The sequence below is a fragment of the Micromonospora sp. C97 genome (genome assembly GCF_018070385.1).
GTDB lineage: Bacteria > Actinomycetota > Actinomycetes > Mycobacteriales > Micromonosporaceae > Micromonospora > Micromonospora parva.
Window position 1 is genome coordinate 21405 of the sequence record NZ_JAGPXU010000030.1, and the last position, 26251, is coordinate 47655.

Below are 26251 nucleotides of genomic sequence, written 5' to 3' on the forward strand. Positions count from 1 at the left end.
TATCACCAGCATGACGATCGGCCGACAGCGTTCCGGACACCCTCCCCCGAAAAACCTCGGGTCAGTCTCCGCTGGCGGCGCGGCGGCGGGCCTCGCGGGTCTTCATGGCGTGCTCCATCAGCGTGACGAGCACCTCCTTGCTGGACTCACGCTGCCGGGCGTCGCAGAGCAGCACCGGCACGCCCGGGTCCAGGTTCAGCGCGGCCTGCACCTCGTCGAGCCGGTACGTCCGCGCGCCCTGGAAGCAGTTCACCGCCACCACGAAGGGCGTGCCGCGACCCTCGAAGTAGTCGATCGAGGGGAAGCAGTCGGCGAGCCGGCGGGTGTCGGCCAGCACCACGGCGCCGATCGCCCCCAACGCCAACTCGTCCCAGACGAACCAGAACCGGTCCTGTCCCGGAGTGCCGAACAGGTACAGCACCAGGTCGTCGCTGATGGTGATCCGGCCGAAGTCCATGGCCACGGTGGTGGTGGTCTTGCCTTCCACACCGGAGAGGTCGTCGATGCCGACCCCCGACTCCGTCAGCACCTCCTCGGTCCGCAACGGCCGGGTTTCGCTGACCGCGCCAACCATGGTCGTCTTGCCCACGCCGAAGCCGCCCGCGACCAGAATCTTGATCGCGGTGGGCAGTGGCGTCGCTCCCGCCGGCCGGTCAGAGTGCCCGTAGTCCATTGATTACCGCCTCGAAGATGCTGTTGTCGGGAAGACCGGCCGTGGTCTGCGGCTCGCGGACCTGCACCAGGCTGCGGGCTGCCAGATCACCGAGGAGCACCCGGATGGTGCCCACCGGCAGGTCGAGATGGGCGGCGATCTCGGCGACGGACTGTATGCGTTGGCACAGCCCGACGATCGCCAAATGCTCGGGGCCGAGACCCACCTCGGGCGTGACCTCGGCTCGGGTCGCCGTGACCAGGGAGATCAGGTCGAATGTGCCGGTGACCGGGCGGGCCCGACCGCGCGTCACCGCGTACGGGCGCACCACCGGACCCGCATGGTCATCCACCCACTGATGGTCTGCGGACTCCCCCTGGACCGTCATCGCCGTTACCTCTCGCCGACCTGCTGATCAGTGCCACGCGATGGTGATGCGACGTACTTGCCGACGCGGGTGACCAGCATCGCCATCTCGTAGGCGATCAGACCGACGTCGGCGTCCTCGGTGGCCAGCACCGCCAGGCAGGCGTTGCGGCCGGCCGCGGTGACGAACAGGAACGACGACTGCATCTCGATGATGGTCTGCTGCACCTGCCCGCCACCGAAACGCTTGCCGGCGCCTCGGGCGAGGCTCTGGATGCCGGCCGCCATCGCCGCGAGGTGCTCGCCGTCGTCTCGGCTCAACCCCTGGGAGGAGGCCATCAAGAGGCCGTCGGTGGAGAGCGCGACCGCGTGTTCGGCCTGCTTCACCCGGCCCACCAGGTCATCCAGCAACCACGTCAGGTCGGCGCTCGAAGCCGTCTTCTGGGTCACTTCGTCGTCCTCTTCTCGCCCGGCTGTGCGCCGTGTTCGTTTGGGGCTTGACCGTCACACCGCGCGGGAACCCGCGTCATCGGTGCTCGGTCAGGTCGCTTGTGGATCCTCGTCGGTCGGCTCGGACGGCGTCGCCGCCGGGGCGCCGGAGGCGCCGCCGAGCAGCCGAGCCGCGTCGGTTCGCCCACGCCGGGTGCCGGTCTGGTAGGAACTCATCATCCGGCGGACCTGCTCCGGTGGGCGCACCACATCCTCGTCGTCGGTCTCCGACATCGCCGGGTCGTCTCGCAACTCGGGAACGATGTTCGCCTGTCGGACCCGGACGGGCAGGCCGGAGTCGGTCCGCTCCGCGTCGGCGCGGGCGGGCACCGGGCCACCGTCACCAGCCGCGACCGACTCCGCGTCGCGGGTCTCCGGGCGGGTGCGCTCGACGGCGGGCAGGCCGGTGGGCACGGTCGGGGCTTCCAGGGCTGGCTGACCCGGGCCGCGCCGGGCGCGGGTGGGCAGGTCGGGTGTGCCGGTCGTCGGGGTGGTCCGCTGTCGGGTGGGGAGAACGGTGTCCGCCTCGGCCTCCTCGTCCGACGTCGGGGTGGTGGTGTCGGTTGGCGTCGGCGCCGACGACGTCGCGGCCACGTCCGGCGCGGTGGTCGTCGGTGCGGCGAGGGCGACCGGTGCGAGCGAGGTTGGGCTGCCGCTCTCCGCGGCCGGCGTCGACGGCATCGGGATGGCCGAACCGGCCCGGAACGAGCCCGAGTCCTCCGGGGAGGCGTCGGCCTCGGTGACCAGCTCCAGCGGGATCAGCACGACCGCCGTGGTGCCCCCGTACGCGGACTCCTTGAGCCGGACCCGCACGCCGTGCCGTTCGGTCAGCCGGCTCACCACGTAGAGCCCGAGGCGGGCGGCGTTGGCGAGGTTCAGCTCGGACTGGTCGACGATCCGGTGGTTCGCCGCGGCCAGGTCCTCCTCGCTCATGCCGAGGCCCCGGTCCTCGATCTCGAGGGCGAACCCGTTGGAGACCAGCTGGCCGCGGACCTCGACGGTCGTGTGTGGCGGGGAGAACGACAGGCCGTTCTCGATCAGCTCGGCCAGCAGGTGGATGACGTCGCCGACCGCGCGGCCGGCGAGCGAGACCGGCCCGAGCGGCAGCACGTTGACCCGGGTGTAGTCCTCCACCTCGGCCACGGCGCCGCGCACCACGTCGACCATCGGGACGTTGCGCCGCCAGGCCCGACCGGGGGTGGAGCCGGAGAGCACGATCAGGTTTTCCGCGTTGCGTCGCATCCGGGTGGCCAGGTGGTCGACCCGGAACAGGTCCTCCAGCTCCTCCGCGTCGTGTTCGCGGCGCTCCATCGCGTCGAGCAGGGTGAGCTGACGGTGTACGAGTGCCTGCGTGCGTCGGGCCAGGCTGAGGAAGACCTCGCGGACGTTGCGACGCAGGTCGGCCTGCTCGACGGCGGTCCGCAGCGCGGTCTCCTGAACGGCGTTGAACGCCTTACCGACCTGCCCGATCTCGTCGGTGCCGAATTCCAGCGGGGGCGCCTCGGTGGCCACGTCGACCTCCTCGCCGCGCCCGAGCCGCTCCACCACCCGGGGCAGCCGTTCGTCGGCGAGCTGCCAGGCGGCCTCCCGCAGCCGGTCCAGCTGGCGCAGCAGGTTCCGCGCGGTGGTGATCGAGATGACGACGGAGGCGATGACGGCGAGCAGACCCAGACCGGTGGCGAGCACCAGTCGGACGACGACCATCACGGCCACGCCGGTGGCTCGATCAACGATGCCCTCACCGCCGGCGGTGACGGCGTCGTTCACCTCGGTCAACGCCGGCTCGACGGTGCCCCGCCACTGCTCGGCGCCGATCGGTAGCTGGGTCGACGGCCGGCCCTCGCGGATGATGCTGTCCTGTACGGCGCGCAGTCTGGTGAACGCCTCCCCGCTGACGAGCTGCCGGAAGCGGCGCTCGTCGGCGTCGGCGAGGCGGGTCCGGACCTCGTCGCCGAGGAACCGCTCGGCGGCGACCAGGCTGACGTAGCGGGCGTACTCCGGCCCGCTCATCCGGCCGTTGCCGAAGAGCCCGCTGAGCAGCGCGTCCTCTTGGGAGATCAGCTCCTTCATCCGGTTGAGCTGGATCAGGGCTGCCGCCTCGCCGGCGATCTGCTTGTCGTCCAGGCTGCCGGTCACGTCGTAGATCTGGAAGATCGACTCGATCGCGGAGGTGTACGCCTCGGCGGCGGCGACCCGGTCGATCTTGCGGTCCAGCACCTCGGCGCGGGTCTGCTCCAACGCGTTGACCTGAGCGATCGTCAGACCGAGCTGCGTGTCCAGTGCGGAACTGCCGGCGATGTCGACCTGCCAGTCACGCACCGAGTCGGCGAAGTCGGCGGCCAGCCCCGCGCTCTTGCGCTGCTCGGCTTCGAGCGCCGTCCGCTGCGCGGCCTCGGGGTTGCTCAGGTACGCCTGGGTTAGCCGCCGCTCCAACTGGAGCTCCTGCAACAACGGCTCGGTCGGCGCGTAGACCTTGCTGTTGATCACCTGGACACCGAGCAGGTTGAAGCCGTCGCGCAGGGTCACCCAGGCCGCGAACATCCACAGCGCGACCAGGGAGAGCAGCAGGGCGACAACCTTGGTGCGGATACTCGTACCGCGAGAACGCATTGAACCGTCCCAGGCCGGGCGTTGACTCAGCTCATCAACGAATGATCAGAGGGGGCGACGTCCCACCATGGTGGGGCATCCGGGGCTGAGGCTCTGCGTACGCTAGCAGTGTCCACACAACCCCTCAAGTTGTTGTTTTTGTAGCCTGGTAACCGCAATCCACCACCGATCGGTCCACGCCGGAGACCCGATCGGTGGCCAACCGGCAGGCGGCGAGCACCGCCGCGCGAACGATCACTGTCGGACAGTACAGCTCTTTGCCATACCACAGTGGACGGTGGTCCCGGGTGGCGGATTCGTGCAGGTAGGCGTGCCCACGGGCGACCGCGTCGTCGACCCGGGGCACCGTCGTCGGCACCGCCAACAGCACCTGCAGGGCGTACGCGGTCTCCTCGGCGGTGCCGTCCCACCGCCCCCACGAGCCGTCCGGGCGCTGGCTGTTCAGCACCCAGCCAGCAGCCCGGTCCACCGCCTCGGCGGCGGCCGCACCGCGCCCGAACTCGGCGAGCGCCAGCACGCAACAGGCAGTGGCGTAGTACGGCGAGGCGTGCCACCGGTCCTGCCAGGCGCCGTCCGCGCGCTGATGCCCGGCCAGCACCGAGCTCAGCCGGTCGACGGCCCGGCGGTAGCGCGCGTCCGCGCCCGGCTGCCGGGTCAGGTGCTGGCCGAAAGCGTCCAGCACATGGGCGTTGGTGGTGACCGAGAAGCCGTCCTCCCCCGGCCAGGTGCAGAAACCGTCGGCCGTCTCGTACGCCCACAGGCTGGCCGGGTCCGCCGGATGGCCGAGCCGGGCCAACGCGTCGAGGGACACCGACGTGGTGTCGGCGTCGGTCGGCAGACCGTCACCGGTGGCGATGCCCTGGCCGGCGGTGGCGGCGGTCAGGCTCTCCAGCACGGAGGCCGGCGGGTTGACGGCGATGCCGGCGCGGCGCAGGCCGCTCAGCACCCACGCTCGCTCGAAGACGGTGATCGGTGCCGGGCAGGGCACCGGGCCACCCCCGTCACGGATCAACGTCCGCAGGAAGGCGTGCGCGGCGGGGCCGGCGGCCGGCCCGACGGCGGTCAGCCAGGCCGCGGTCGCCGCGGGTGAGGCGCCAACCGCGGTGAGGGTGGGGCCGGCGTCGGCCGGTACCGCGTCCAGCAGCTCGTAGAAGTGGGCCACCTTCGGTGGCAGCGTCGCTCCGGCGGCCACCGCGGACCGCACCGCGCGCAGCCGGTCCCGGTGCAACCCGGCGGGCAGCGGCAACGGCGGGCGGGGCAGCCGGTCGGCGACCGCCCGCTCCAGCCCGGCGAGCCGGTCGTTGATCGTGTCGACCAGCGCCGGAACGATGAGGTCCAACGCGGGGGTGTCCGGCAGCGTCCGGGCGTCGGCGCGGAGCAGCATGTCGGCGAGCGCGCCGAGCCCACCGGCCACCGGGGCGAGCAGCTCCGTTCCGGTCCGGCCGTCGGCCAGCGCGGCGAGCAACGCGTCGGTTGCGCTCAGCGTCGGCGCCAGCGCGTACCCCTCGGGTGGGCCCCACGCCCCGTCCGGGCGTTGGCTGCGCACCAGGAACGCGATCCGCTGGTGGTGCCCGGTCAGCCAGGGAGCGACGGCGACCAGCCGGCCGGTCTCGTACACCGAGGCGGCGACCTGCCCCCACGGCCGCAGGCCGAGCCCGGCGATCAGCTCGCGGGCGGCGTCGGCGACCGGGTCGGCCGCGGCCGCCGCGTCGACGAACACCCGGGTGGCACCGTCACTCATCACGCACCCCCCAGAAGTCCGACAGCTGGTAGAAGCCGCCGGTGAAGGAGATCTGCCGGTTGAGGTAATCCGCCTGGCGGGGGCACCGCTCGGCGAGGGCGGCCAGGTCCCCCCGGGACCGGGCGGTCAGCTCGGCCAGTCGGTCGTGCACCTGCGCCGGGTCGTCGACCAGCGAGAGGGCGTTCAGGTCACCCCACTCGGCGTCGCGCCCCTGGGTGGCGAGGTCGTTGACCAGCCGCAGCACCCGCTGCACGCCACGTCCGGCGTCCAGCAGGTCGGTCAACTGGGCGAGGGTCTTCTCGTCGCCGGTGGCGATCCAGTGGGTGACGTTGACGAAGGAGCTGCCGGAGTTGTCGGCGTTGTCCAGGTAGCGGTCCAGGTCCGGCAGGCGTCGCCCGGTGGTCGGGTCGGTCGGCAGGTTCTTCCAGTCCCACTCCCGGGCCATGGCGGCGAGCATCCGGGCCAGCTCGTCGCGCCAGATCGGGCGCAGCCGGGCGAACGCCGGCACGGTGGCCAGCTCGTCGCGCAGGTCGGCCAGCAGCCGGGCCAGGTGCCGCCCGGGTGCCGGCGTGGCGCCGTCGGCCACCGCGAGGCAGTCGGTCACCACCTTCCGGATGTCGTCGACGGACCGGGCGAGGTAGTCGACCTGCCAGTCGGTGGCGAAGACCCAGAGCACGGTACGGGTGGTGATCCGCAGTTCGGCGGCACTGTGCCAGGGTGCGATGAAGGCGACGGTGGTGGCCACCGAGCTGAGCAGCGCCGGGTCGAACGGCGCGGCGTCGAACAGCTCGGGATGGTCGGCGGTAACTTCCTGCAGGTCGCGTACGCCCCGCACGGCGAGCGCGCACACCCGCCCCTGCTCGGCGATCGCGTCATGAGCTGCCGGTGCCGGTCGCGGGGTCTCGGTCACGATGCGGCCGGGCGCTCGACCGCGGTGAGGATGACCTCGGCACGCTGCTTGGGTTGCAGGGAGGCACCCATCCGAGGGGTGAGGCCCACCGGTTCGCGCAGCCGGAAGCGGTAGCGGCTCAGCACGGTGCTGACGATGAGTTGGGCCTCCAGCAGGAACAGGTACTGCCCGAGGCACTGGTGCGGGCCCCCGCCGAACGGGAAGTAGGAGTACCGGTAACGCCGCCGGGGCAGCTCCGGCGCGAACCGCTCCGGGTCGAAGAGCGACGGGTTGTCCCAGAACGTCGACATCCGCTGGGTCACGTACGGGCTGACCAGCACGGTGCCGCCGGCCTTGATCCGCACCCCGCCGAGCATGTCGTCGCCGACCGCGGTGCGCGGGATCATCCAACCCGCCGGGTAGAGCCGCAGCATCTCGTCGAGCACCATCCGGCCGTAGCGCAGTTGGGGCAGGTGCTCGCGGCCGACCCGTTCGGCGCCGACCACCTGCTCGATCTCGTCGGTCATCCGCTCGGCCACGTCGGGGCGGGACGCCAGCACCGGCCACAGCCAGGAGAGCAGGGCGATGGTGGTCTCGGTGGCGGTGGAGAACATCGCGACCACGTCGCCGCGGATCGCGTACTCGTCGGGTTCGCTGCCGTCGGCGCGCGGCCGGCAGAGGGTGGAGATGATGTCGTCGCCGTCGGTGGGGTGGGCCCGGGCCTGCCGGATGATCGGCAGCACCACCTCGTCGATGGTGCGCACCGCCTCGCGGAACTGCCGGTCGCGGGGCATCGGCACCGCGTACGGCACGGCGGGCATCACCAGTCGCGGGAGCATCGCGGTGGTGAGGGTGTCCAGCGCGGCGCTGATCCGCAGCGCGTCGGGGACCGAGATCCGGTCGGCGAAGAGCACCCGCATGGTGGTACGCAGGACGATCCGGGTCAGTTCGGCGCCGCCGTCGATCGGGCGACCGGTGCGGGCCGGTTCGAGCCACTCGTCGACCGCCTCGTTGATCGCCTCGGCCATCTTGTCGACGAGCGTCTCGGCCCGCTTGGCGGTGAACAACGGCTGCAGCGCGCCTCGGCTGGACTCCCAGACCGCACCCTCGGCGACCAGGATGGCGTCACCGACGATCCGGCGAACGGGTCGCCAGAGCAGCCCGTCGCCGTCCCGGATGTAGTTGGCAACGTTGTCGCGCAGGACGCGTTGCAGGTGCTCAGGATGGCTGACCAGGTAGGGGCGGAACGAGCCGAGGTTGAGCCGGACGACCTCACCGCCGGCGGCATCCGCGAAGTCGACGAGCGCGCCCAGCGGATCACGGACCAGCGCGGGCAGCGCGCGTCGTGCCGGGATCGTCCGGGGCTCGGTGCTGACGGTGGCGGAGCGCGCCTCGGACACCTGCGACATCGAACCACGTCTCCTCGTCGTCCCGTCGACCGCAGCGATCCACTTCGGTCGGACAGGCTGATGAAACTTTCACCTTCTGGGCCGACGGGAAGCATCTCACCAAACGAGGGGTACCTCCAGACTTGCGGACAGCGCAATTTCCGTCTACACAAACCTACCGGCGTCGATATTTTCGTTTTGGTGAATCCTGAGTGGACACTCAGCAGGACGATAAGGCCGGTACGCGGGGCGCCACGGCCCGGGCCCGCCGAGGCGGTCCCTGCGGCACCGGCACCAGCCCGGCGAGGCCGGCCCGGTCGGTGCCGGTCAGTGACCCGGAACGCACCGGTACCCCCGAATCCGGGCGACGCCCGGCACCCTGTGCCAGGCTCTGGGGCATGGACGACAAGACCATCCTGAACCGGATCTCCGAGTTGGTCGACGAGGAGCACAAGCTGCGGGCCGAGGCCCAGGCCCACGAGTCGGGCACCGAGGGCGAGGCCAGCGAGCGCCTGCGCGCCCTGGAGGAGTCCCTCGACCAGTGCTGGGACCTGCTGCGCCGTCGGCGGGCCGCCCGGGACACCCACGGCGACCCGGACGCCCAGGGCGAACGCCCCAAGCCCGAGGTGGAGCGCTACCTGCAATAGCCAGCGCGGCGGGTGGGGCGACCGGGTCGCCCGCCCCGCTCCGGTCAGCGCAGGCCCGCCTCGCGCAGCAGCTCTCCGGTCAACCGACCGCTGTCGGCCTGCTCGCCCGGGAGGCCCCGGGCCGCGAACCAGGCGGCGACCACCCGCACGTCGCGGGCCAGGAACTCCGGCCCCTGCGGGTTCGCCACCACGTCGACCACCTGCGGCAGGTCGATCACGACCAGCCGCCCCTGGTGCACGAGCAGGTTGTACGGCGACAGGTCGCCGTGCGCGTAGCCGGCCCGAGCCAGCACCCGCAGCGCCTCCACCAACTGGGCCCACAGGTCACTCAGCTCGGCCGGGCCGGGACGCAGTTGGGCCAGTCGCGGCGCCGCCTCCCCCGACTCGGCGTCACCGACGAACTCCAGCATCAACTCGGTGCCCCGCAACTGCACCGGGTACGGCACGGCGATCCGGTCGTGGCCGGCGCCGATCTCCCAGAGCCGGCTCAGCGCGGCGAACTCGGCCGCCGCCCACTGCCCGGCGATCATCTGCCGGCCGAACGCCGTCCGGCCGGCCATCGCCCGGTTCTCCCGGGACCGGCGCACCCGACGGCCCTCCAGGTAACCGGCATCGCGGTGGAACAGCCGGTGCTCGGGATCGCGGTAGCGCTTCACCGCCAGCAGACAGGACCGGTCGGTGTCGGGCACCGCCCGACGGACCAGGTGGACGTCCGCCTCCTTGCCGGTCTTCAGCACACCCAGCTCGGTGTCCTTGGCGGCCAGTTCGGTGACCAGCCAGGCCGGGTGCGGCTGCGGCCCGTGCACGGCGTCGTCCCAGGACGACCAGCGCTCGCCGGTGTCCGGGTCGGGCTCGCTGTCCGGGTCCGCGAGCGGCTCGGTGGGCCGCCCGCGCTTCAGAAACTGCGGTTCGTCGTCGTCGAAGCGGCTCTTGCCGCGGGTTCGGCGCTCAAGCGCCGGAAGATCATGATCGCGCACTGTGGTGAGGTTCCCTTGGTCGAGGCTGAGATAGGCAGCTGGAAGCGACCTGCGAAGACGGCCATGACCGACCCCCTCTCCTCGACCGGGCACACACCCGGGACGCACGATGCGCGGACAATGCTCGTCGCAGCACGGCGACCGGTCAACCGAATAACCGAGCCCAGTGCGCGAACCCTCAGCGGGCGAGGACGGTGGCGACCGCGGCGATCAACCCGTCCACGGTGCGGCTCGGCGCGAACCGGACGTCCGACCAGGTGCGCCCACGGTGCAGCCAGACGCTGGGCAGCCCGACGGCCGCAGCGCCGCCGATGTCCGCCTCCGGGCTGTCGCCGATCACCCACGACCCGCGCAGCGGCATCCGCACCCGTTGGGCGGCGAGCGCGAAGATTCTCGGGTTGGGCTTGCTGACGCCGGCCTCTTCGGAGATCACCCAGTCGGCGACGTACTGGTCCAGCCCGGTCCGGCGAATCTTGGCGTCCTCGACGCGTACGGTGCCGTTGCAGACCACCACCGGCACCCAGCCGGCGTCGTCGGCGATCCGCAGCGCGCAGGCGGTCAGCGGGTCGAGCCGGGTCTGCGCCACCACCCCGTCGTGCAGCTCCTCCACCAGGTCGATCGAGGGAATGCGCAGCTCGTAGCGGTCCCGGATGGCGTCGGCGAGGTCCCAGCGGTCGGTCAGGCCGTCGGCGTCGATGGAGACCAGCCAGTCGATGTCGGTGTGGGGCGCGCCGATGCTGTCCAGGAAGCGCTCACCCCAGCGGCGGAACGGCCCGGCCCGATCCAGCAGGGTGTTGTCCAGGTCCAGCAGGAGCAGTGGCACTCGGGCACCCTACGGGACCGACGTGTCCGCCAACAGATGCGGCGGGTATCGACCTGACGAAGGGCTCAGCCAGGCATCGACACCCGCGCGCCGCCCTGCTCCGGCAGCCGATCGACGAGCATCGAGTGGGCCGCCCGGGTGGCCGCGAGCACGGCCGGATCCAGCGACGCCACGAGCACCGCCGTGCCGTCGTCGGCCCCGCGAGCCAGCACCCGCCCCTCCGGGTCGTAGATGGCCGCGCCACCGTTGAACCGCCACGGGTCGACGCCGCCGACCGCGTTGGCGAAGACCACGAACATCGTGTTGTCCAGGGCCCGCGCGGCGTAGTAGAGATCCCGGCGGTGTTCGGAGCCGGTCAGGTACCCGCTCGGGCACAGGTAGGCGTGTGCGCCGTCGAGGGCGGCGGCCCGGCCGTGCTCCGGGAAACAACCGTCATAACAGATGCCCAGCCCGAGCCGCCAGTCGTCGACGAGCAGCGTGGCACCCCGATCGCCGGGGACGAACAGCTCCCGTTCGTCACCCCACAACTGCTGCTTGTCGTAACCGACCCGCACCTCGCCGGCCCGGTCGACCACCAGCGCCGCGATGGTCCGCCGGCCGTCCGGGTGCCGCACGGCCGCGCCCACCAGCGCGGTGACGCCGGCCTCGCGCGCCGCGACGCGCAGCGGGTCGAGCCGGGGATCCGCGACCATCCCGCCCTGATCGGCGGCGACGTCCGTGCCGGCCGGGTCGGCGGCGAGGGCCGGCGGGTGGTACGCGCAGAGGAACAACTCCGGCAGGACTGCCACCCGGGCGCCCCGTTCGCCCGCCTGGCGGACCAGGTCGGCGGCGACGAGCGCGTTGCCGGCGACGTCGCCCGGCGTGGGGGTGGCCTGGACGGTGGCCACCGTCAGCGGGGAGCTGGGCACGGTGTGGGGCTGGGTCACCGGGCGATGGTAAACGGCACCATCCCAAGCCGTACGTACGGTTTGCGTGCCCCGGGTTGACCTGCGACGATCGACGTGTGCCCAGAGTAAGTCAGGACCAGCTCGACGCGCGCCGGCAGGAGATCCTCGCCGCCGCCCGGGCGTGTTTCGCCCGGCTCGGCTACGAGGGCGCGACCGTACGCCGCCTTGAGGAGGCCACCGGTCTGTCCCGCGGCGCGATCTTCCACCACTTCCGCGACAAGGACTCGCTCTTCCTGGCCGTCGCCGAGGACGACGCCGCGGCCATGGTCGAGACGGTGGCCCGCAACGGTCTGGTGCAGGTGATGCGCGATCTGCTGGCCCGCGCCGTCTCCCCCGACACCACCGGCTGGTTGGGCAGCCAACTGGAGGTCTCCCGGCGGCTGCGCACCGACCCCGCGTTCGCCAAACGGTGGGCCGAGCGGTCCGCCGCGATCGCGGAGGCGACCCGGGACCGGCTGGCCCGCCAGCGCGACGCCGGGGTGCTGCGTGAGGACGTACCGATCGACGTGCTGGCCCAGTTCCTGGAGCTGGCCTACGACGGTCTGGTGCTGCACCTGGCCATGGGTCGACCGGCCGGTGACCTGGGCCCGGTGCTCGACCTGGTCGAGGAGGCGGTCCGCCGGCACTGACCGCGCGGGCACCGGTCGGTCGACCGTGGCGAGGCTGCTCCACAATGGGGCCGCCGATCCCCTCCGGTGACAGGAGCAGTCGATGAGCGTCCACGCCGCGTCCGGTGACACCTGGGGCATCTCCGGCCCGACCTTCCTCCGGTACTACCTCGCAGCGGCCATCCTGGTGGTGGTGATCGCGGCGTACCACCGGGTCCGGCTCGCCGCCGGATCGACCGGCGCCATGACCACCGACCCCCTCGGGCCCCAGCAGGTCGCGTACCTCAACGGGGGGCCTCGGCTGGCCGTACACGCCGCGCTCGGCGGGCTGCGCGCCAGCGGAGCGATCGGCGTGCGACCGGACCGCCGGCTGACCACCGTCGGGGCCGCGCCGACCGGGCTCACCCCGCTGGATCAGGCCATCCACTGGGCGGCCCACCAGCACGCCCGGGTCGGGGACCTCCCGCAGGACGAGCGGGTACGCACCGCGCTGCACCAGATCCGCAACGGCCTGGAGCAACGCGGACTGCTCACCGACGACGCGCAGCGCGCCCGCGCCCGCTTCTGGGCCACGATCCTGATCGCCCTGCTGGGCCTCGGTGTGCTCCGGTTGGTCTCCGGCCTGTTCAACGGTCACCCGGTCGGTTACCTGCTGCTGACACTGGTTCCGCTGCTGATCATCACGCTCGTGCTGCGCCGGGCGCCCATGCTCACCCGGGCCGGTCGATCGGCAGTGCGTTCCGTCCGCCGCGAGCACACCCACCTCGCGCCCGCCTCCGCACCCGCCTACGCCACCTACGGGGCGGCCGGCGCGGCGATGGGCGTCGCCCTGTACGGCACCGCCTCGCTCTGGGCACTCGACCCGGGCTTCGCCGAACAGGCCGAGATTCAGCGCCAGGCCGCCTCCGGCAGCGGATGGACGGGCGGGTCCGACGGGTCCTCCGGCGGCGGGGACAGCTCCGGTGGAGACGGTGGCAGCTCCTGCGGCGGTGGTGGCGGGTGCGGCGGCGGGGGGTGCGGCGGATGACCGGCCCGTCCGGGGTCGGCATCGGCTGGCGTCCGGAGATCGCCGGCTTCGTGGCCGACCTGCCCGGCCTGCGCTTCGTCGAAGTGGTGGCCGAGGGGGTGCCCGCGTCCGGGCCGCTCCCACCCGGGCTGACACAGCTGCGGGAACGCGCGGTGACAGTCGTACCGCACGGGGTGCGGCTCTCCCTCGGCGGCGCCGAGCCGGTCGACCCGGCCCGGGTCGGCCACCTGGCCGCGGTGGCGCAACGCCTGGACGCCCCGCTGATCAGCGAACACATCGCGTTCGTCAGGGCCGGCGGTCTGGAGGCCGGGCACCTGCTGCCGCTGCCGCGCAGCCGGGAAGCCGTCGACGCGGTCTGCGCCAACGTGGCGCGGGCCCAGGCCGACCTGCCGGTGCCCATCGCGCTGGAACCGATCGCCGCGTTGGTCGACTGGCCCGACGACGAGCTGGACGAGGCGGACTTCCTCACCGAGATCCTCGACCGGACCGGGGCCCTGCTGCTGCTGGACGTGGCGAACGTGCACGCCAACGCCCGCAACCGGGGCGCCGACCCGCTGGCGTTGCTGGACCGTCTGCCGCTGGAGCGGATCGCGTACGCCCATGTGGCCGGCGGCGCGGAGCACGGCGGTTTCTACCACGACACCCACACCGACCCGGTTCCGCCAGCGGTGCTGGAGCTGGTCGGCGCGCTCTGCGCCCGGCAGCGGCCACCGGCGCTGCTGCTGGAACGCGACGGCCACTACCCGCCGGCCGCTGAACTCCGCGCCGAACTGGACGCCCTCGCCGCCGCCGCGGGCTTCCCGGCCGTCACATGACCGGCGCGCCCCACGGCGACCTGGCAGCCGCGCCCCGCGCCGGGCTCGCCGAACGGCAGGCCGAACTGGTCGCCGCGCTCGTCGCCGGAGGGCCACCCCCGCCGGGGTTCGCACCCGGCCCGCTGGCCGCCACCCGCGCGGCCCTGCTGCGCAAACGGGCCGGTGCCGTCGCCCGGCACTGGCCGTTGCTCGCCGCCAGCCTCGGTGCCAGGTGGACGACGACCTTCGCCGGCTGGGCCGAGCGGCGACCCACCGCCGGGTCGCTGCGCGACGGTTGGGACCTGGCCCGCGCGCTGCACGCCGAACGTGCGCTGCCGCCGCCGGCCGCCGAGGAGCTGGCCGCCCGGGAGGCGCTCCTGCGCTACGACGGGCTGCGGGCGCCACGTCCGCGCCGGTTGCCGGCGGTGGGCCGCGCCGGCGGGGCCGTCGCGGTGCAGATCGCCGGCCGGGTACGCCTGCTGCGCCCCGCCCCGCGGGTACCCACCCGTGCTGGCGACGGCGTTTCGGATGCGGCAGGATCGGCATTATGGATCTCGGACTGACCGACCGCGTGTACGTCCTCACCGGCGCCTCCCGCGGCCTGGGTTTCGCGACAGCGCAGTGCCTGGTCGCCGACGGTGCACGGGTGGTCCTCTCAGCCCGGGACGCGGACGCTGTGGCCGCCGCCGCGCAGCAGCTGGGTGGGCCGGAGCACGCCGTCGGGCTGACCGGCGACCTGGCCGACCCGGAGACCCCGGGGCAGCTCGTCGCCGCCGCCCAGCAGCATTTCGGCCGGCTCGACGGCGCGCTGATCTCGGTCGGTGGGCCACCGCCCGGCAACGCCGCAGCGGTCACCGACGAGCAGTGGCGGCTCTCCTTCGAGACGGTCTTCCTGGGCACCATCCGTGCCGTACGCACTGTCGCCAACGCCCTGCCCGAGGGCGGCGCGATCGGGCTGGTGCTCTCCACCTCGGCGCGTGGCCCGGTGCCCGGTCTCGGCATCTCCAACGGTCTGCGGCCCGGCCTGGTCGGGGCCGCCAAGGACATCGCCGACGACTACGGCCCTCGGGGCGTCCGCGTGGTCGGCCTGTTGCCCGGCCGGATCATGACCGATCGCAACCGGGAGCTGTTCGGAGCGACCGGCGACCCGGAGCGGGCCCGCGCCGAGGCGGAGGCCGGCATCCCGCTGCGCCGCATCGGCGACCCGGCCGAGTTCGGTCGGGTGGCCGCGTTCGCGCTCTCCCCCGCCGCGAGCTACCTCACCGGGATCACAGTGCCGGTCGACGGCGGCGCTCTACGCGGGCTGTGACCCCCGACAGGGCCCGGCAAACCCGGGCCGTGACACCGTCGAAGCCGGCTCGCACCGACAGAGCGGCCGGGCCGACCCGGGCGGAGTTGGCGGCGGCCGCTGACCGGACCATCCCCGACGTGCTCGCGCCGGGGCTGGCGGTGCTCTTCGTCGGCATCAACCCCGGCCTCTGGTCGGCTGCCACCGGCTGGCACTTCGCCCGGCCCGGCAACCGGTTCTGGCCTGCCCTGCACCGGGGCGGGTTCACTCCCCGACTGCTGCACCCCAGCGAACAGGGCGAGCTGCCCGCGCTCGGGCTCGGCATCACCAACATGGCCGCCCGGGCCAGCGCCCGCGCGGACGAGCTCAGCACCGAGGAACTCCTCGACGGCGCGGCGATCCTGACCGACAAGGTGGCCCGGTACCGGCCGCGTTGGGTGGCGGTGGTGGGGGTGACCGCGTACCGGATCGGTTTCCAACGGCCCAAGGCGACCTTCGGGCCGCAACCGGAGTCGTTGGCCGGGGCGCGGCTGTGGGTGCTGCCCAACCCGAGCGGCCTGAACGCCCACTTCACCCCGGTCACGCTGGGCCTGGCGTTCGCCGAGCTGCGGGAGGCCACCGAGGTAACCGCCCCTTGATCGACTCGGTTTTCAGGAAGTCGGGCGGTCAACGCGACCAGGACACCCCGACTTCAGGGAACCCGAGTCGATCAAGGCCGGCAGCCGTCAGTTGGCGGCGGCGGGCGGCATGGCCTCGTCCGCGACGTACGTGCCCAGTGGCATGACCACCGGCTCGGGGCCGGTCGCGTCGACGAACGGGGTGGGCGAGTCGGCGACAGCGAACTGGGTCCGGTACAGCTCGGCGTAGAGCCCGCCGACCGCCACCAGTTCGTCGTGTCGCCCCCGCTCGACGATCCGCCCGCCGTCGAGAACGAGGATCTGGTCGGCGTCGCGCACTGTGGAGAGCCGGTGCGCGATCACCAGGGCGGTCCGCCCGGTCAGCGCCACCGACAGCGCACGCTGCACCGCCGCCTCGCTCTCCGAATCCAGGTGTGCGGTCGCCTCGTCGAGGATCACGATCGACGGGGCCTTGAGCAGCAGGCGGGCGATGGCGATGCGCTGCTTCTCGCCGCCGGAGAACCGGTAGCCGCGCTCCCCCACTGTGGTGTCCAGCCCGTCGGGCAGCGACCGGACCAGGTCGGCGACCTGCGCTCCGGCCAGCGCGGCCCAGATCTCGTCGTCGGTGGCGTCCGGCTTGGCGTAGCGCAGGTTCTCGGCGATCGTCTCGTGGAACAGGTGCGAATCCTGGGTGACCACACCGATCTCGTCACGCAGGGAGGCGAGCGTCGCGTCGCGTACGTCCACACCGCCGACCAGCACCTGCCCGTCGCTGACGTCGTAGATCCGGGAGATGAGCATCGACAGCGTCGACTTGCCCGCCCCGGACGGGCCGACCAGTGCGACCATCTGCCCCGGCTCGACGCTGAACGAGACGCCCTTGAGCACCGGTTCGTTGATCGTCCGGTCGAGGGTGGCGACCTCCTCCAGCGAGGCGAGGGAGATCTCGGCGGCGCTCGGGTAGCGGAACCGCACGTCCCGGAAGTCGACCCGGCCGCTGCCACGCGGCACCGCCACGGCGTCGGGCTTCTCCACGATGCCCGGCTTGAGGTCGAGCACCTCGAAGACCCGGTCGAAGGAGACCAGCGCGCTCATCACGTCCACCCGGACGTTGGAAAGCGCGGTGAGCGGACCGTACAGGCGGGTGAGCAGCAACGCGAGGGTCACCACGGTGCCCGCACTGACACCGCCGGTCACCGCGAGCCAGCCGCCGAGGCCGTAGGTCAGCGCCTGCGCCAGCGAGGCGACCAGCAGCATCGCCACGAAGAAGGTGCGGGAGTACATGGCGGACTGGATGCCGATGTCGCGGACCCGCTCGGCCCGCCCGGCGAACCGGCGGGCCTCGATCTCGGGCTGACCGAAGAGCTTCACCAGCAGTGCGCCGGCCACCCCGAAGCGTTCGGTCATGGTCGCGTTCATCTTGGCGTCGAGGTTGTACGACTCCCGGGTGATCTCGGCCAGCCGCCGACCGACCCGGCGGGCCGGAATGATGAAAATCGGGAGCAGCACCAGCGAGAGCGCGGTGATCTGCCAGGAGAGGGTGAACATCACCGCCGCGGTGAGCACCAACTGGATGACGTTGCTGACCACGCCGGACAACGTCGAGGTGAACGCCCGCTGGGCGCCGAGGACGTCGTTGTTGAGCCTGCTGACCAGCGCCCCGGTCTGGGTACGGGTGAAGAACTGCAACGGCATCCGCTGCACGTGGTCGTAGACCCGGGTGCGCAGGTTGAAGATGATGCCCTCGCCGATCCGGGCCGAATACCACCGTTGGGCCAGTGAGAGCAGTGCGTCGGCGACCGCCAGCGCGGCGATGAACAGGGCCAGCCGCACCACGAGTCGGCCGGCCTCGTCGCCGCCCCGGTTGATCGCGTTGATGACGTCGCCGGCGAGCACCGGTGTGGCCACGCCGATGACGGCCGCCAGCACCACGGTGATCAGGAAGATGACGATGTCGCGTCGGTAGGGGCGCGCGAAGGCCACGATGCGGCGGGCCACCCCCCGCTTGAGGCGGTGGGTGGAGACCTCGTCGCTGTTGCGCATCGACCGGAGCATGCTCCACCCGGCCATGCCACCGCCGGACATCGGGTTGGACATCGCTCACCTCCGGGTTGCCGGGCAGACCGCACCGTCAGGTCAATTCTCCCGACGAGTGTGACAACCCCAGCCGTAACCCGGATCTTCCCGTGCGGTCCTTACCTATTCTCCAGTGCCGGCGAGGTCACGCAGCCGACGGGTCTGCGCCTCCCGCTCGGCGCGCTGCTGGTCGGCGTGCGACCGCCCGACCGCGCCCGCGAGCAACGCCTTGATCTCCACCACCGCGTCGCGGGCTCCGGAGAGCAGGCCGGCGGTCAGGTCCCGCACCGCACCGTCCAGCTCGGCTGGCGGCACGACCAGGGTGGCCAGGCCGATCCGGTCCGCCTCGGCGGCGTCCAACCGGCGGCCGGTCGCACAGATCTCCAACGCCCGCGCGTAGCCGACCAGCTCGACCAGGCGCTTCGTGCCGGCCAGGTCGGGCACCAGGCCGAGGGTCACCTCGGCCATCGACAGCTTCGCGTCAGCGGAGAGCACCCGCAGGTCACAGGCGAGCGCCAGCTGGAAGCCGGCACCGATGGCGTGGCCCTGCACGGCCGCGACGGAGATCACGTCCGGCCGGTGCAGCCAGGTGAAACCGGCCTGGAACTCCGCGATGCGCTCGGCGCACTCCTGCTCGGACAGCGTGGCCAACTCGGCGAACGACCCCGGACCGGAGGCACCCGCCACCGCGAGATCGAGGCCGGCCGAGAACGCCCGACCCTCACCGCGGACCACCACCACCCGGACATCGCCGGGCAGGTCACGGGAGAAGTCGCTCATCGCTCGCCACATCGCGGGCGTCTGGGCGTTGAGCACGTCGGGCCGGCACAACGTCACCGTGGCGACCGGCCCGTCGCAGGTCAGCCGAACCCCGGTCGCCTCGGCGGTCACCGGACGTCCCGGGGCGCGGCGCTGATGGACGACGCTGGGGGGCGGGTCACGCCTTCTTGCGGCGCCGGGCACCACCGCGCTGACGCAGCTGCACGCCGGACTCGGTGAGCACTCGGTGGATGAACCCGTAGGAACGGCCGGTCGAGGCCGCCAACGCGCGGATGCTCTCCCCCGAGGTGTACCGCTTTACCAGGTCCTTGGCGAGCGTCTGACGCTCGGCTCCGACGATCCGGCGACCCTTCTCAGTGCTGGTGGCTGTGCCAGTGGCTGCCATGCTGTGTCCTCACGTCCCAGACTGTGCGGTTCGGATACGGTCCCACCTATTAGACCGCCTCGGACGATCATGCGCCAGATATCAACTCTTCGCCAACCGACACGCTATGCAATGTCAGCTTCCCGATAGAGTGATCCTGGCGATCCGGCCCGCCGCGTCGTCCGGGCGTACCACCGCTGGACGCTGGCGGCTGCCGACGACCCGTAGCCTTCGGTCGTGATCGACCTGTTGAGCACCGCGGGCGCAGCGGCCGTCGTCTTCGCCGCCACCGACATCGACGACATCGTCATCCTGACGCTGTTCTTCGTCGCGGCCCGCACCACCGGCCAACCCCGCACCTGGCAGATCGTCGCCGGGCAATACCTCGGCATCGGCGCGCTCGCGCTGGCCAGCGCGGTGATCGCGGGTGGGCTCCTGGTGGTGCCCGACCCGTGGACGGGTCTGCTGGGCCTGCTGCCGATCGCGCTCGGCGTACGCGCACTGCGGGGTTCGGGCGACGACGAGCCACCCGCTGTCGTCACCGGAGCGCTCGGCGTGGCCGGGGTGACGATCGCGAACGGTGCCGACAACGTCGCGGTCTACGTACCCGTCTTCCGGGCCCTCGGGGTGGCCGACAGCGCCGTGTTCCTGCTGGTCTTCGTGCTGCTGATCGCCCTGTGGTGTGTGGCCGGGGCCTGGCTGGGCGGGCATCGGAGGGTGGTCCGGCTCGTCGAACGCGCCGGCGCCTGGCTGGTGCCGGCGATCTTCATCGCCATCGGGCTGGTGATCCTGGTCAGCTCCGGCGTGCTCGGCCGGCTGGGTGACCTGCTCGGCTGACCGCAGCGCCGAGGTCGAGCGCAGGCGGAGCTTGAGCGCACGTTGAGGTCGAGCGCACGTCGAGCTGCCTCGATCAGGCCAGCTCGACCAGTTCGAGCAGGTCGTCGCTCCAGGCGTCCTCGTCGCCGTCGGGCAGCAGGATGGCCCGGTCGGGCTTGAGCGCGAGCACCGCACCCGGGTCGTGGGTGACCAGGACGATCGCGCCCGGGTAGTTGGCGATGGCGTCGAGCACCTGCTCCCGGCTGACCGGGTCGAGGTTGTTCGTCGGCTCGTCGAGGAGGAGCACGTTGGCGCCGGAACAGACCAGGGTGGACAGCGCCAGCCGGGTCTTCTCGCCACCGGAGAGCACCCCGGCCGGCTTGTTCACGTCGTCACCGGAGAAGAGGAACGCGCCGAGGATCTTGCGCAGGTCGGTGTCGGACTGCTCGACGGCGGCGGCGCGCATGTTCTCCAGCACCGTCCGCTCCACGTCCAGCGTCTCGTGCTCCTGGGCGTAGTAGCCCAACCGCAGGCCGTGCCCCGCGTGCACCTCGCCGGTGTCCGGGGTGAGCAGCCCGCCGAGCATCCGCAGCAGGGTCGTCTTGCCGGCACCGTTGAGCCCGAGGATGGCCACCCGGGAGCCGCGGTCCACCGCCACGTTGACGTCGGTGAAGATCTCCAGTGAGCCGTACGACTTGGACAGGCCGGTCGCGGTGAGCGGGGTTTTGCCGCACGGCGCGGGGCTGGGGAAACGCACCTTGGCCACCCGGTCGGCGACCCGCACCTCCTCCAGGCCGGAGATCAGCTTCTCGGCACGGCGGGCCATGTTCTGCGCGGCCACGGTCTTGGTGGCCTTGGCCCGCATCTTGTCGGCCTGCGCCATCAGAGCGCCGGCCTTCTTCTCCGCGTTGGCCCGCTCCCGACGCCGCCGCCGCTCGTCGGTCTCGCGGGCCTCCAGGTACGCCTTCCAGCCCAGGTTGTACACGTCGATGACCGACCGGGTGGCGTCGAGGAACCAGACCTTGTTGACCACCGACTCCAGCAGCGCGCCGTCGTGGGAGATCACGATCAGGCCGCCCTTGTGGTTGGCGAGGAAGCCCCGCAACCAGGTGATCGAGTCGGCGTCGAGGTGGTTGGTGGGCTCGTCGAGCAGCAGGATGCCGCCGCCGTTCTCGCCCGCGTCGCGGAACAGGATCCGGGCCAGCTCGATACGCCGACGCTGACCACCGGAGAGGGTGCCGATGGTCTGCGCGAGCGCACGGTCCGGTAGGCCGAGGTTGGCGCAGATCCGCGCGGCCTCAGCCTCGGCCGCGTACCCGCCCAGGGCGGCGAACTGGTCCTCCAGCGCGCCGTACCGACGGACCAGCTTCTCGTCGGCGTCCTCGGCGAGCCGGGCCTCGATCTCCTGCATCTGCGCCATCAGCACGTCCAGGCCACGGGCGGAGAGCACCCGGTCGCGGCCGGTGACCTCCAGGTCGCCGGTGCGTGGGTCCTGCGGCAGGTAGCCGATGGCGCTGCGCTGGTCGATCTGGCCGCCGTACGGCTGCCCCTCACCGGCGAGCACCTTCAGCGTGGTGGTCTTGCCGGCACCGTTACGACCGACCAGGCCGATCCGGTCACCGGGCTGCACGCGCAGGGTGGTGTCGGACAGCAGGATCCGGGAACCGGCGCGCAGTTCCAGGCCGGTGGCAGTGATCATGTTTGCGGGCTCGCTCTCGGGGTTCGGAAGGCTGACTCGGGGCACGCGAAACGGCCGGCGGGCTCAAGGGGCCCGACGGCGCGGGGCGGTTCAGCCTTCGCAGCGCAGCACCTGACAAGTGTACCGGGCGCCGCCGGGCGGCCCGCCCGGATTACCGATCAAGATCATCGGGTACGGGAACGCCTGTCCGGACCCCGTCCGGCACTTGAGGGACGAAACAACACATAAAAGACACTCACCGGCATACGGCGATCGGGGTCACCATGGAACTCAACGAGCGGGCCGAAATCGACACCTCCCAGGTCAACGACGTCGGCCGGGGTGGCGGATCCGGCGGCGGCTTCGGCATCCCGATCCCCGGCGGCGGCGGTCGAGGCGGCATCATCGGCATCGTGGTGGCAGTGCTCGTCGCGCTGCTCGGCGGCGGCTTCGGCCTCAACGCCATGACCAACGGCGACGAGGGCGGTCAGGCCGGCGGCACCGACCTGGAGCAGCTCTGCTCGCGCGACAACCCGCAGCGCCTCGACGACGCGCGCTGCCGCAACGCGCTCTACGTCAACAGCATCCAGGCCTACTGGCAGAAGGCGTACCCGGAGGTGGGCAACGGGAAGTACGAGCCGACCGACACCAACTTCTTCCAGGCCGCCGTGAACACCGGCTGCGGGCAGGCCGACTCGGGTGTCGGCCCGTTCTACTGCCCCGCCGACAAGCAGGTGTACATCGACCTGAGCTTCTACGACGAGCTGGCCTCCCGGTTCGGCGCCAAGGGCGAGTTCGCCCAGCCCTACGTGCTCGCCCACGAGTACGGACACCACATCCAGAACCTGCTCGGCACCAACGCGAAGGCCGGCCAGGGCGACCAGAGTGGCCCCCGCTCCGCCTCCGTACGGCTCGAGCTGCAGGCCGACTGCTACGCCGGCGCCTGGGCCAAGCACGCCACCGAGAGCAAGGACAAGACCGGCCAGGAGCCGCTGTTCACGTCCATCACCCAGTCCGACATCAGCGAGGCGGTGCAGGCCGCCGAGGCGATCGGCGACGACAGCATCCAGGAACGCTCCGGCGGGCGGGTCAACCCCGACCAGTTCACCCACGGCACGTCCGAGCAGCGCAAGCGCTGGTTCACCCAGGGCTACGACCGCGGCGACCCGAAGAGCTGTGACACCTTCGGCACCGACCAGCTCTGACCAGTTCCGAGATCGTGGCAGGCCCCTCCGGCGGGCCTGCCACGATCTGTTTCGGGCACCAGACGCTGTCGCCGACGGCGCCTCCCTGGTCAGGTGAGCCGCGACACCTGGTAGTGGCCGATGAGCCAGTCGTCGCCTACCCGCCGCAGCAGCACACCGAGGTTGACGGTCAGGGCCGGCCGGTCGGTGAAGCCGAACTCCACCTCCAGGTAGCCGAGGACCACGTCGTCGGCGAGACGGCGGATCTCCCGGACGTCGTACGCGGCGGTGAGGCCGAGCGGCTGGCCGGCGTAGTACGCGGCGACGCCGGCACGACCGACCGAGTACGGCTGCAACCCCTGGAAGATCGCGTCGTCGGTGAAGCACGCCGCGACCCGATCGGGCTCGTGGGCGTCGACAGCCGACTTCCACCGGTCGAGGACGGTACGCAGAATCTGGGCCTCGGACATGATGATCTCCCTGTTGGCGGAGTGCCGCGTAACGTGCCTGTCGTGCTCACCGACCCACGGGGCGAGCCCCGTCAGGCTCAGCGCGGCGGTTGACCCGGGTCGTTCGGGTGCGGCGTCAACGGCGTCACGGTCTCGCGCCGCCAGGCACGCAGCGGCATCGACGCGAGCACCGCCTCCAACTCGTCGGCGTCGTCGGCCCGGAACAGCCCCCACGTACGCCACTCCCCCGGCGCCAGCGGCGGCCGCCACAGCCGCAGGAGACTGCCCTGCGCCGTCAGCTCGGCCGAGCGTGCCGCCTCACGCGCGCGCATCTCAGCAACCCCGTCGTCCGACGTTCCGGGCGGCACCGTCGTCACCATGTCAACCAGAAACTCCACGCGCCCATCCTCCGGCCGCCAGCCGGGCAGCACGGCGGGAACCCCGTTTTGCGTGGCGGCCGTCTCCCCTGGGACCTGGTCGGCGGAGGGCGAGGTCAATCGGGGTCGCGCAACCGGATCCGGACCGCGCGGGCCGCGCCCACCGCCGCGAGCAGCACCGCGTGCCGGGGCTCCGGCACGTCGAGCAACCGCTCTGCCCGCAACGGCACGAGCGGGGCCAACCGCCGGTCGGCGAGCACCCCGTCCACGGCCCTGCGGTCACCACCGCAGACCAGCGCGGTGAGCGTCGCCGCCGCCGGCAACAGCAGTCGTACGGCCAGGTCCGCCGCGTCGCCCAGCGCGGCCTTCGCCTGGTTGTCGCGCCGGCGGGCGAACCGGTGCTGTGACCATCCCCCCGCGGCGGTGCGCCCCTGCACGTACCGGGTGTCCACCTTGGAGCTGACGAGGTCGGCACCCTCGGCCACCCCGATCGCCACCGCGCCCTTGCGGGCCAGCAGCAGACCGATCCGGCGCGGCGTCACGGCGGAGGCCACGAACCCGGCCACATCCGTGCCGACCGGCGCGCCCGGTGGGGCGTACAGCTCGGCGGTCGCCCCGTCCGGAGCGGCGAGCAGCAGGCCGTACTCCTGTGTGCTGGTGGTGGGCGGGCCGTGCCGGTCGGCGAAGCCCTCGACCCAGCGGCCGACGCGGGCCGGATCGACCTCGACCCACCGACCTCCGCCGGCTGCGGGTCGACTGGTCACCGCCCGACCGTACGGCACCGCGAGCCCGCCCGGACCCCCGGGCGGGCTCCCCGGCCCGACAGCCCGACCCGACCCGACGCGGCCCGCCACGGCCCAGCCCGGCACGACGTAGCACGGCCCGCCACAGCACGGCCCGCCACAGCACGGCCCAGCCCGGCACAGCGCGGCACGGCACAGCCCGGCACAGCGCGGCACGGCACGGCACGGCACGGACCAGCCCGGCACGGCACGGCACGGCGCGGCGCAGCGCGGCACGGCACGGCCCGCCACGGCCCAGCCCGGCAAGACGCAGCACGGCCCGGCACGGACCAGCGTGGCGCGTGCACGGCGCGGCGACCGTTCAGCTGGGCAGTAGCGCGGCCACCGCCAACGCGGCGATGAGCGCGCTGGAGACCAGGCCGGTGACCAGCCGGCCACGCGGCCCGGTCAACGCCCGGCCGACCACCGTGCCGCCGCCGGCGATGACCAGTTGCCAGCTCGCCGACGCCAGGAACACCCCGGCCACGAAGAGCGCCATGGGGACCACGCCCGATTCGGCCGTGTCCCTGCGACCGAGCACCAGCGCGGCGAAGTAGAGCACCGTCATCGGGTTCAGCAGGGTCAAGCCGAGCAGCGCCGCGTAGGCCCGCCCCGGAGTGCTCATGCCCCGACCGGCGCGTTCCGCCGGTGGCCGCTGCGAATGGTGCGCGGACCAGGTCCGCCAGAGGCCGTGCCCGGCAAGCCCCAACAGGACCACGGCGGCGACCACCCGCAGCGGCCCGGCGACCGGCGCGATGACATCGGCCAGCCCGGCACCGCCGAGCACGGCGACGGCCGCGTAGAGCCCGTCGGCCGTCGCCACGGCGAGCGCCGCGGCCGCACCGACCCGAAACGAGGTACGGGCACTGAGCCCCAGGATGAGGATCGCGATCGCGCCGACCGGGATGGCGACGCCGTAACCGGCGACCAGGCCGGCGAGGAACGCCCCGGTCACGGACGTCGGTGGCAGGTCGAGGCTCGTCCGGGAACCGGCCGCTGTCGACGCACGGCAGTGGCCGCACGGACAGGGACCTGCATCGGGTACGCCTCAATCACAAGCGCATCCTGCGCGCCGAACCCGCGCCCCCGCCACCTAATTCCCCCGCGCCCCGCCCCGGCTCGCCCGCCCCGGCTCGCCCCACCCCGGCTCGCCGCGCCCTCGCCCCGGCCCCGGCTCGCCCCGGCTCGCCCCGGCTCGGCCCGGCTCGCCCCGCCAAAGTCGTGCTCGAACCAGGATGTAGTGGCCTCGGCGACGCACCGAGGCCACTACATCAATGATCGAGCGCGATCTTGAGTCAATGATCGAGCGCGATCTTGAGCTGTTGACGGTTGACCGTCAGGATCAGACCGGAACGACCCGTGCTTGTTCACGTCGGCGTTCAACACGTCGAGCGCGGCACCCGGACGGGTGCCGCGCTCGACGAAGTGGTTCGGATCAGACGTTGAAGCCGAGGGAGCGGAGCTGGTCCCGACCCTCGTCAGTGATCTTGTCCGGGCCCCACGGCGGGAGCCACACCCAGTTGATCCGGATGTCGTTGACCAGGCCGCCGCCGGGGCCGGTGGTCAACGCCTGCCGGGTCTGGTCCTCGATGACGTCGGTCAGCGGGCAGGCCGCCGAGGTGAGCGTCATGTCCAGGGTGGCGACGTTCTCGTCGTCGACGTGTACGCCGTACACCAGGCCCAGGTCGACCACGTTGATGCCGAGCTCCGGGTCGACGACGTCCTTCATCGCCTCCTCGATGTCGGCGAGCATGGCCTTGCTGACGCCGCCCGCAGCGGCAGCGGCGTCAGCGCCGCCATCGGTCGTCGCGGCGTCGGTCTGCGGCACCACGCTGGTGTCACCGGCCTCCGGCGTCGCCTCGGTAGCGGTGTTCTCGCTCAT

At 72.4% G+C, this 26251-nt stretch carries 28 protein-coding genes; 9 read left to right on the plus strand and 19 right to left on the minus strand.

The genetic code is table 11. From position 1 onward, the window contains the following. Positions 1-61: 61 nt before the first annotated feature. The 7 genes from KBX26_RS27460 to KBX26_RS27490 all read right to left on the minus strand — a co-directional run bounded on the left by KBX26_RS27460 (position 62) and on the right by KBX26_RS27490 (position 8102). The gene (locus tag KBX26_RS27460; protein WP_030337265.1) at positions 62-673 is read right to left on the minus strand and encodes an ATP/GTP-binding protein; all 612 of its coding nucleotides are present in this window, start codon (positions 671-673) and stop codon (positions 62-64) included. Then, positions 654-1040, minus strand: a complete 387-nt coding sequence (locus KBX26_RS27465; protein ID WP_030337267.1) for a DUF742 domain-containing protein — start codon at positions 1038-1040, stop codon at positions 654-656. The genes KBX26_RS27460 and KBX26_RS27465 overlap by 20 nt, the downstream gene beginning before the upstream one ends. 5 nt (positions 1041-1045) lie before the next feature. Then, positions 1046-1468 (minus strand): roadblock/LC7 domain-containing protein, encoded by a 423-nt coding sequence (locus tag KBX26_RS27470; RefSeq protein WP_030337269.1) that lies wholly within the window; start codon positions 1466-1468, stop codon positions 1046-1048. Positions 1469-1558: 90 nt separating this feature from the next. Beyond that, positions 1559-4117, minus strand: coding sequence for a nitrate- and nitrite sensing domain-containing protein (locus KBX26_RS27475; protein ID WP_030337270.1), 2559 nt, complete (start codon positions 4115-4117; stop codon positions 1559-1561). Between the two features lie 124 nt (positions 4118-4241). Beyond that, on the minus strand, positions 4242-5858 hold the full coding sequence (locus tag KBX26_RS27480; protein ID WP_210866726.1) for a prenyltransferase/squalene oxidase repeat-containing protein: 1617 nt from the start codon (positions 5856-5858) through the stop codon (positions 4242-4244). Continuing rightward, positions 5851-6768, minus strand: coding sequence for a terpene synthase family protein (locus KBX26_RS27485; protein WP_210866727.1), 918 nt, complete (start codon positions 6766-6768; stop codon positions 5851-5853). The genes KBX26_RS27480 and KBX26_RS27485 overlap by 8 nt, the downstream gene beginning before the upstream one ends. Continuing rightward, positions 6765-8102 carry a cytochrome P450 gene (locus KBX26_RS27490; RefSeq protein WP_210866748.1) on the minus strand — a complete coding sequence of 446 codons (1338 nt, stop codon included), beginning with the start codon at positions 8100-8102 and terminating at the stop codon, positions 6765-6767. Before KBX26_RS27490 ends, KBX26_RS27485 begins: the two co-directional genes overlap by 4 nt. Positions 8103-8533: 431 nt before the next feature. On the opposite strand from KBX26_RS27490, the gene KBX26_RS27495 reads away from it, so the two are divergent. Continuing rightward, positions 8534-8782: a DUF2630 family protein gene (locus KBX26_RS27495; protein WP_030337278.1), complete on the plus strand. Its 249-nt coding sequence runs from the start codon at positions 8534-8536 to the stop codon at positions 8780-8782. Between the two features lie 44 nt (positions 8783-8826). Here KBX26_RS27495 and KBX26_RS27500 read toward each other — a convergent pair whose 3' ends face one another. The 3 genes from KBX26_RS27500 to KBX26_RS27510 form a co-directional block, all read right to left on the minus strand. Then, positions 8827-9759 (minus strand): serine protein kinase RIO, encoded by a 933-nt coding sequence (locus KBX26_RS27500; protein ID WP_030337279.1) that lies wholly within the window; start codon positions 9757-9759, stop codon positions 8827-8829. A 178-nt stretch (positions 9760-9937) separates the two neighbouring features. Beyond that, complete coding sequence (locus KBX26_RS27505) at positions 9938-10582, minus strand: HAD family hydrolase (RefSeq protein WP_030337281.1); 645 nt, start codon at positions 10580-10582, stop codon at positions 9938-9940. Between the two features lie 65 nt (positions 10583-10647). Further along, positions 10648-11508 carry a carbon-nitrogen hydrolase family protein gene (locus KBX26_RS27510; RefSeq protein WP_030337283.1) on the minus strand — a complete coding sequence of 287 codons (861 nt, stop codon included), beginning with the start codon at positions 11506-11508 and terminating at the stop codon, positions 10648-10650. A gap of 77 nt (positions 11509-11585) precedes the next feature. Between KBX26_RS27510 and KBX26_RS27515 the strand changes: the two genes are divergently transcribed. The 6 genes from KBX26_RS27515 (at position 11586) to mug (ending at position 15884) form a co-directional block, all read left to right on the plus strand. Further along, entirely contained in the window at positions 11586-12158 is a 573-nt protein-coding gene (locus KBX26_RS27515) for a TetR/AcrR family transcriptional regulator (RefSeq protein WP_030337284.1), read from the plus strand. Between the two features lie 82 nt (positions 12159-12240). Next, complete coding sequence (locus KBX26_RS27520; RefSeq protein WP_030337285.1) at positions 12241-13164, plus strand: TIGR04222 domain-containing membrane protein; 924 nt, start codon at positions 12241-12243, stop codon at positions 13162-13164. Further along, complete coding sequence (locus KBX26_RS27525) at positions 13161-13979, plus strand: DUF692 domain-containing protein (protein ID WP_210866728.1); 819 nt, start codon at positions 13161-13163, stop codon at positions 13977-13979. The genes KBX26_RS27520 and KBX26_RS27525 overlap by 4 nt, the downstream gene beginning before the upstream one ends. Next, positions 13976-14521 (plus strand): hypothetical protein, encoded by a 546-nt coding sequence (locus tag KBX26_RS27530; protein WP_210866729.1) that lies wholly within the window; start codon positions 13976-13978, stop codon positions 14519-14521. The genes KBX26_RS27525 and KBX26_RS27530 overlap by 4 nt, the downstream gene beginning before the upstream one ends. After that, positions 14506-15267 carry an SDR family oxidoreductase gene (locus KBX26_RS27535; RefSeq protein ID WP_210866730.1) on the plus strand — a complete coding sequence of 254 codons (762 nt, stop codon included), beginning with the start codon at positions 14506-14508 and terminating at the stop codon, positions 15265-15267. The genes KBX26_RS27530 and KBX26_RS27535 overlap by 16 nt, the downstream gene beginning before the upstream one ends. Positions 15268-15296: 29 nt before the next feature. Next, entirely contained in the window at positions 15297-15884 is a 588-nt protein-coding gene (mug, locus tag KBX26_RS27540) for a G/U mismatch-specific DNA glycosylase (RefSeq protein ID WP_210866731.1), read from the plus strand. Positions 15885-15971: 87 nt separating this feature from the next. Here the strand turns inward: mug and KBX26_RS27545 are convergent, their stop codons facing one another. The 3 genes from KBX26_RS27545 to KBX26_RS27555 all read right to left on the minus strand — a co-directional run bounded on the left by KBX26_RS27545 (position 15972) and on the right by KBX26_RS27555 (position 19104). Further along, complete coding sequence (locus KBX26_RS27545) at positions 15972-17948, minus strand: ABC transporter ATP-binding protein (protein ID WP_030337295.1); 1977 nt, start codon at positions 17946-17948, stop codon at positions 15972-15974. A 114-nt stretch (positions 17949-18062) separates the two neighbouring features. Then, positions 18063-18830: an enoyl-CoA hydratase/isomerase family protein gene (locus tag KBX26_RS27550; protein WP_210866732.1), complete on the minus strand. Its 768-nt coding sequence runs from the start codon at positions 18828-18830 to the stop codon at positions 18063-18065. 46 nt (positions 18831-18876) lie between these two features. Beyond that, positions 18877-19104 (minus strand): helix-turn-helix domain-containing protein, encoded by a 228-nt coding sequence (locus tag KBX26_RS27555; protein ID WP_007462679.1) that lies wholly within the window; start codon positions 19102-19104, stop codon positions 18877-18879. 216 nt (positions 19105-19320) lie between these two features. On the opposite strand from KBX26_RS27555, the gene KBX26_RS27560 reads away from it, so the two are divergent. Continuing rightward, positions 19321-19920, plus strand: a complete 600-nt coding sequence (locus tag KBX26_RS27560; protein ID WP_210866733.1) for a cadmium resistance transporter — start codon at positions 19321-19323, stop codon at positions 19918-19920. 73 nt (positions 19921-19993) lie between these two features. Here the strand turns inward: KBX26_RS27560 and KBX26_RS27565 are convergent, their stop codons facing one another. Beyond that, the gene (locus tag KBX26_RS27565; RefSeq protein ID WP_030337302.1) at positions 19994-21598 is read right to left on the minus strand and encodes an ABC-F family ATP-binding cassette domain-containing protein; all 1605 of its coding nucleotides are present in this window, start codon (positions 21596-21598) and stop codon (positions 19994-19996) included. 263 nt (positions 21599-21861) lie between these two features. On the opposite strand from KBX26_RS27565, the gene KBX26_RS27570 reads away from it, so the two are divergent. Further along, a complete protein-coding gene (locus KBX26_RS27570) occupies positions 21862-22782 on the plus strand; it encodes a neutral zinc metallopeptidase (protein ID WP_030337304.1) in 921 nt (306 codons plus the stop codon). 89 nt (positions 22783-22871) lie between these two features. On the opposite strand, the gene KBX26_RS27575 is transcribed toward KBX26_RS27570, so the two are convergent. From KBX26_RS27575 to KBX26_RS27595, 5 genes are all read right to left on the minus strand, one after another. Continuing rightward, complete coding sequence (locus KBX26_RS27575; protein ID WP_210866734.1) at positions 22872-23231, minus strand: nuclear transport factor 2 family protein; 360 nt, start codon at positions 23229-23231, stop codon at positions 22872-22874. A 77-nt stretch (positions 23232-23308) separates the two neighbouring features. Continuing rightward, positions 23309-23608: a muconolactone Delta-isomerase family protein gene (locus KBX26_RS27580; protein ID WP_030337308.1), complete on the minus strand. Its 300-nt coding sequence runs from the start codon at positions 23606-23608 to the stop codon at positions 23309-23311. Positions 23609-23703: 95 nt separating this feature from the next. Further along, positions 23704-24351, minus strand: coding sequence for an acVLRF1 family peptidyl-tRNA hydrolase (locus tag KBX26_RS27585; protein WP_210866735.1), 648 nt, complete (start codon positions 24349-24351; stop codon positions 23704-23706). 340 nt (positions 24352-24691) lie between these two features. Further along, entirely contained in the window at positions 24692-25324 is a 633-nt protein-coding gene (locus tag KBX26_RS27590; RefSeq protein ID WP_030337312.1) for a LysE family transporter, read from the minus strand. Positions 25325-25804: 480 nt separating this feature from the next. Then, on the minus strand, positions 25805-26251 hold the full coding sequence (locus KBX26_RS27595; RefSeq protein WP_030337313.1) for a metal-sulfur cluster assembly factor: 447 nt from the start codon (positions 26249-26251) through the stop codon (positions 25805-25807).